The following is a 5,354-nucleotide window of genomic DNA, read 5'->3' as shown; positions in this document are numbered from 1 at the left end:
GGTCTGCATCAGATCTGCCAGAAGGATCCGGCGGGGTTCACGCGCACTCTTCAGCGTGTGCTGCACATTCCGATTCCCGAACCGCGTGACTTCGCGGTGCTGAACGCGGATCTGACGGAGATCGAACCGGTCGAGCGGCGCGTGGACACGCTGTTACGGGCGGAGACGGACGAAGGGATGTACCTGCTGGTCGTTGAGTCCCAGGGGAAGCGGGACGACGCCAAGCGGAGCAGTTGGGCCTACTACCTCAGCTACCTGTACGCGAAGTACGGCTGGGAGCCGGTGCTGATCGTTCTGACGCAGAGCGTCGCGACAGCCCGCTGGGCGGCTCGGCCGATCCGTCTGGGGCTGCCCGGCTGGCACTCGCTCACCGTGAGACCGCTGGTCTTGAGTCCGGAGAACGTGCCGCTCATTGCGGATGAGACAGAAGCTCAGCGGGACGTGTTCCTCGCGGCGTTCTCGGCGATGACGCATGGTAGGGGCCCAGGTGCCACTGCCATACTGAAACCGCTGGCGGCAGCCTTGGCGAGCACCGACACCGAAAGCGCGGGCATGCTCGCGCAGTTCGTCGAATCATGCCTGGTCGATGTCGAGGCCAAGCAGACATGGAAGGAGCTGATGATGGCAGTGCACTACTTCTTCCGGCACGAGGTCGCCGAGAAGGTACGGGAAGAAGGCCGCGAAGAGGGCCGGGCCCAGGCCAAGGCGGAAATGGTCCTCCAGATCTTGGACTGGCGGACCGTCATGGTTCCCGATGCCGTGCGGGAGCGCGTGCAGGCCTGCACCGACCCGGACCAACTGGAGGTCTGGGCACAGCGGGCCGTACATGCCACGGCGGCCGAGGATCTCTTCGTAGGCGACTCCAAGCCCCTCAGCGATTGATCGCCTGGATCTCCTGCACGTTCATGTCCTGCGTCGTCTCGAACGTCCCGTCCGGCAGGTCGCCGTTCGCGCCGCCCGTGCCCTCCCAGGAGATCTCCCAGGTGATCGACGCCTTCAGCTGGTACGGCTGCCCGTTCGTCGCCCACGGCAGGCCTACGACTGGCGACCGGACGGAGCGCTGCTCGCTGCCGGCGACATGCGGTACACGGTGGACCGCGCGGGCCGCGTCACGGAGGCACAGGGGCCCGGCTGGACCGAGTCCTACGCGTACGACGCGCTCGGCAACCAGACGGACGCAGCCTGGTCAGCCGCACACCCGGGCGCCGAGGCCACCGGCCCACGTGTCTACAGCAGCACCGACCTCGTCGCCGCCGGGCACGTCCGTTTCGAGCGCGACGCCGCCGGTCGTCCCACCGTGCGCCGTCGGCCGCGCATTTCCCGCAAGCCCGACGTGTGGCGCTACGCCTGGAATGCGCAGGACCAGCTGACAGGGGTGACCGTTCCCGACGGGACACATTGGCACTACCGCTACGACCCCCTCGGCCGCCGTATCGCGAAGCAGCACCTCGACACCGATGGGGCCGTGCTGGAGGAGACCCGCTTCACCTGGCACGAGGGGACGCTTGTCGAGCAGACCGCGACCTCCCATCAGTGGCCGGTTGCCCAGATCCAGACGTGGGAGTTCGACGAGGACGGGCTGGTGCCCGTGGCCCAGACAGAGCGCTTCACGGACCTGTCCGAAGTCCCTCAGCAGCACTACGACAGCCGCTTCTACGCCATCGTCACCGATCTGATCGGCACCCCGACGGAACTCGTCGACGAGCATGGCGCCGTCGCGTGGCGGCGTACCGCGACGGTGTGGGGCGGCACGACGTGGAATCAGGACGCCACAGCGTACATACCGCTGCGATTCCCGGGCCAGTACCACGACCTTGAGACCGGCCACCACTACAACCTCCACCGACACTACGACCCCGAGACCGGCCGATACCTCAGCGGTGACCCTCTCGGCTTGTTCCCGGCCCCCAACCCGGCCACCTACGTCCACAACCCACTGACCCGGGCTGACCCGTTCGGTCTTTCGCCTTACGATCCGATCAGGATCAAGGCCGGTCAGCAGCTGCCCGGGGCCTATCATCTGAGCCCGGCGGAGATGGACTTCGTGAAGCAGCTCACCGCGAAACGTCCGAATCTCCAGGTCTACCGAACGCACGGCGAGAAGTTCCAGGGGGACTTCATGGTGGTGGATCCTTCCGACCCCAAGAACCTCGTGGCGTTCGTCGTCGATCACAAGATGGGCGGCGGCAACGCAGGACAGCAGCTCAAGAACGCCATGACTGCCGCCCGGCATGTCAACATCACCGATCCGAAGCGGGTCATCACAGGAGCAGGGGACACCCCGAAGCTGCTCGAACTTATGAGCCGTGGCCGAGGGGAATGGAACAGGTAATGATCGTTCTGCCAGTGCTGCTCACCGAACTGCTGACGGAGGTCGGCGAGCAGCGTGCGACGACGTTGAGCCTCGACTTCGCGGAACGGGCGGTCGACCTCCAGGCGGAGCTGCTCACCCCTGACATGCGAGAGGCGTGTTCGGAGTACGTGGCCGCTGCCCGCGAGGCCCTCCGGCTCGGCCGGGCGAATGACCGGCTCGTCCGTGCCCACGAGGACTTCTTCGAGGTCGGCTGGCGCACGTCCGGGCACTCGGACGTCACGCATGTCCTGGAGTCCGCCGTACGGCTCGCCTGCCAGGACATGCTGATCGAGGCCGGCGCCATGAACCGGGCCGGGCGCACAAACCCCTCCCCGCAGTACATCGCGAAGACGGCCCAGTCCGCAGTGGGCCGCTGGCACGCCGAGCGCGCCGGGGAAGACGCGGACCGCAGAGAGGCGGACCGTCGCGCCCGCTGGGAGGAAGCCCGCTGGCAGGTGCAGCACGTGATCGCCACGGAACCGGCTCCGGGTGGGGGGGCCAGGCTGTGAAGAAGCAGCGGGTGCTCCCGCCGCCGCCCTGTGATGACTGACGGCCGAAGCTGGGACTGGGAGTCCGGCGAGGGTCTGCTGGGTATGGACGACCCCGCCGAGTGGGACGCCGCGTTCGAGCGGGGCGCGCAGCATCTCGGTACTGCAGCGATCGGGTTGGCCTTCCGGTGTTCGTTGGAGGAAGCATCGCCTCGGATTGTCCGGGCGATGCAGTTGCAGGACCGCGCTCAGCGGGGGTACGCGTTCACCGCGGCGGGCACCGCGGCCCGGCTCAACGGCGAGTTGACGCCGGAGCTGTACGCCGCGCTGCGTGCAGAGGGTCATCGCGGCCTGGCCGAGAATGCCATCGATGACACGTTGACCTTTGTGCCGTTCCGGGATCTCCCGCCGTGGTTCAAGTGGCAGATGGTGCGCACAACGGTCGCGGACAAGCTGGAGGCCTGGCGGCTGACGGCCACGGACGCGGCGGAGGACGCCTGGAAGGCCCTGCGCCGACGTCGTTCATGAGCAGCAGAGGGTTGACGCCGCTCACGAACGATATGGCGGCCGACCCAGCTTCTCCGAGGCGGAGTTCCTGGCGAACCGCCGGGGCGACGGCTGGCCCGGTCTCCTCATCGTGCCGCCCACCAGGCCCATGACGAAGGACGCAGAGGGAAACTGGACCCACCGGCCGCGGCAGGGCACCAGGACTGCGAGGCCGGTACTTGGTCCCCCTTGTCCGTGAAGCAGATCGCCTCCGCTTCCACGAATGAGCCGCGCGCCCAGATCGCAGAAGCCTGCCGTGGAGCGGCAGCGACACGGTGGGTTGTGCTGATGGAGTCGGCTACCTACCTCGAACTCGACCGATGCGGCGCTGGATCATTGGCCATCAGCGGCTGGTTCTGCGTCGTAGGGCTCGAATTCGATGTAGTCGAGGGGGTCCTCGTCGCGGCGTCCGAGCGGGGGCAGGCCCTCGGTCGCGAACCGGCCGCGCAGCCACTCCAGCAGGGTTTTGGTGAGGTCGGTGTTGAGCGGTGGGCCTTGGTCGGCATGGCGCGGTACAACGATCAATGGCCAGTCGTCCGGCGTGGCACCTTCGGTCAGCCAGCACAGTTGGTCGCCGTCGATGGAGTCGGCGAAGGGCAGGAATCCCCCCGGCTCGGGATAGACAGCCAGGGGATGATACTCAGGGAAATCGGCTCGCTGCCCCTGGTAGGTCTCCGCGTACCACTCGGCCCACGGCGCGAGCGCGTACTGGTCCTCGCTGAAGGGGATGTTGAAGCGCAGCCAGCCGCACCAGGAGCCAGCCCCATACCGCTCCATCAGTCGTACGTACTCGCCGGGTAGACGTGTACCCAGCCGTTCGTACAGCCAGTCCCAGTTGTGCTTCCCGAGCGCGGGTGTCTCCGGCGGCGGGATGAGTGCGATCAAAGTCTCCAGCCCGCTGCCTGTGGTGAGCGCCGCCCGCTGCTGAGCGGTTGGCTCCGGTCGCCGAGGCGGCGGTGTCCACGGGGTGCGCTCCAGGTCGGTTTGCATGCCACTTCGGGCGATCACCGGGCGCATGCCGTCGGCCACGAGCCGGGCCAGCGTCGGCACAAGCGGGGTCGCGAAGCGCCGCCAGGGGTCGCGGCCCGCGTTCTCGTCGTCCTGACAGTGCATAACGACCGGCCACTGGTCGGGGTCGTCGGATGCTGTGGTGTCCCAGTAGAAAGTATCGGCGGTACGCGTGGCACCGAAGGGAAGGACGTCGGGGGCGTTACGCCGAGTCTGCTGGACCCAGGCCCCATAGTCGAACCAACCGCGGTTGACGCATGGCGTGTGAAACCAGAGCCAGGCGCCAATGTCGAGTGGGCCGTACGCGGCGGCGATGGCCTTGTAGTCGGCGGGCAGGCTCGTCCCCAACCAGGACTCGACTGCCGCCCATTCGACAGGTACGGCGTAGTCGGCCGGCGGATCGCCGAAGATCTCGGCGAAGGCGTTGACGTACGGGTCTGAGGCATTCACGGGTCTATAGACCTTTACCGGGAGCGAACGGGTGCTGATCGGAAGGGCGGGGAAGCACATGAGCTCCTTCCAACCTGCCGCGAGAGCGGGGTGGTTGGGCTGACAATGTGGTGAAGCCCCTGGTAGATGGGTTTTCGACCAAGAGAACCGTCTCCACCAGAGGCTTCGCATGCTTGTCTACCCGTCGGGCGTCGACGTGTCCAGTTCTGTCCTACGCTTCCTGTCCACCCGTTTGCGGCAGTACCGTCGCGCGATCGGCTCCCACTGGCGCCGTCTGAGCGCCGGCCGGCAGGCCCTGCTCACGCTCGCCCACCTGAGGGTGGGGCGCACGTATGCCCAGCTGGATCGGGCCCCTCGATGATGACCTTCCGTTACCCCGTCTTCCTTCGGCCTACGTAGAGGTGACCGCCGAGGACGACTGGCCCCCAGAGAGGCTCGCCGAGCTTGTTCTGGCCCTCCTGGGGATGAGCAATCGAAGCTATCGGCGCGCTAATCGCCCTTCACCTCCA

At 67.1% G+C, this 5,354-nt stretch carries 4 protein-coding genes and 2 pseudogenes; 5 read left to right on the top strand and 1 reads right to left on the bottom strand.

Annotation, left to right across the window (positions count from 1 at the left end):
• The first annotated feature begins 3 nt into the window (after positions 1-3).
• The 4 genes and pseudogenes from H4N64_RS43745 to H4N64_RS43730 all read left to right on the top strand — a co-directional run bounded on the left by H4N64_RS43745 (position 4) and on the right by H4N64_RS43730 (position 3,369).
• On the top strand, positions 4-882 hold the full coding sequence (locus tag H4N64_RS43745; RefSeq protein ID WP_260860436.1) for a hypothetical protein: 879 nt from the start codon (positions 4-6) through the stop codon (positions 880-882).
• 145 nt (positions 883-1,027) lie between these two features.
• Positions 1,028-1,975: pseudogene (locus H4N64_RS43740) on the top strand (RHS repeat-associated core domain-containing protein); the annotation flags it as partial.
• Between the two features lie 356 nt (positions 1,976-2,331).
• Entirely contained in the window at positions 2,332-2,862 is a 531-nt protein-coding gene (locus H4N64_RS43735) for a hypothetical protein (protein WP_186288196.1), read from the top strand.
• 84 nt (positions 2,863-2,946) lie between these two features.
• Positions 2,947-3,369, top strand: coding sequence for a hypothetical protein (locus H4N64_RS43730; RefSeq protein ID WP_260860434.1), 423 nt, complete (start codon positions 2,947-2,949; stop codon positions 3,367-3,369).
• Positions 3,370-3,720: 351 nt separating this feature from the next.
• On the opposite strand, the gene H4N64_RS43725 is transcribed toward H4N64_RS43730, so the two are convergent.
• The gene (locus H4N64_RS43725; RefSeq protein ID WP_186288194.1) at positions 3,721-4,905 is read right to left on the bottom strand and encodes an SMI1/KNR4 family protein; all 1,185 of its coding nucleotides are present in this window, start codon (positions 4,903-4,905) and stop codon (positions 3,721-3,723) included.
• Between the two features lie 109 nt (positions 4,906-5,014).
• On the opposite strand from H4N64_RS43725, the pseudogene H4N64_RS43720 reads away from it, so the two are divergent.
• Positions 5,015-5,188 (top strand): annotated as a pseudogene (locus H4N64_RS43720) (IS5/IS1182 family transposase); the annotation flags it as partial.
• Between the last annotated feature and the right edge of the window lie 166 nt (positions 5,189-5,354).

Source organism: Streptomyces cupreus (assembly GCF_014257025.1).
GTDB classification, from domain to species: domain Bacteria; phylum Actinomycetota; class Actinomycetes; order Streptomycetales; family Streptomycetaceae; genus Streptomyces; species Streptomyces cupreus.
Note: the sequence above shows the minus strand (reverse complement) of the source record. Positions and strands in the feature narration are given on the sequence as shown.

Coding starts and splice junctions, on each gene's coding strand:
- H4N64_RS43725 (WP_186288194.1), bottom strand. CDS start 4,905: ATGTGCTTCCCCGCCCTTCCGATCAGCACCCGTTCGCTCCCGGTAAAG.
- H4N64_RS43735 (WP_186288196.1), top strand. CDS start 2,332: ATGATCGTTCTGCCAGTGCTGCTCACCGAACTGCTGACGGAGGTCGGC.
- H4N64_RS43730 (WP_260860434.1), top strand. CDS start 2,947: ATGGACGACCCCGCCGAGTGGGACGCCGCGTTCGAGCGGGGCGCGCAG.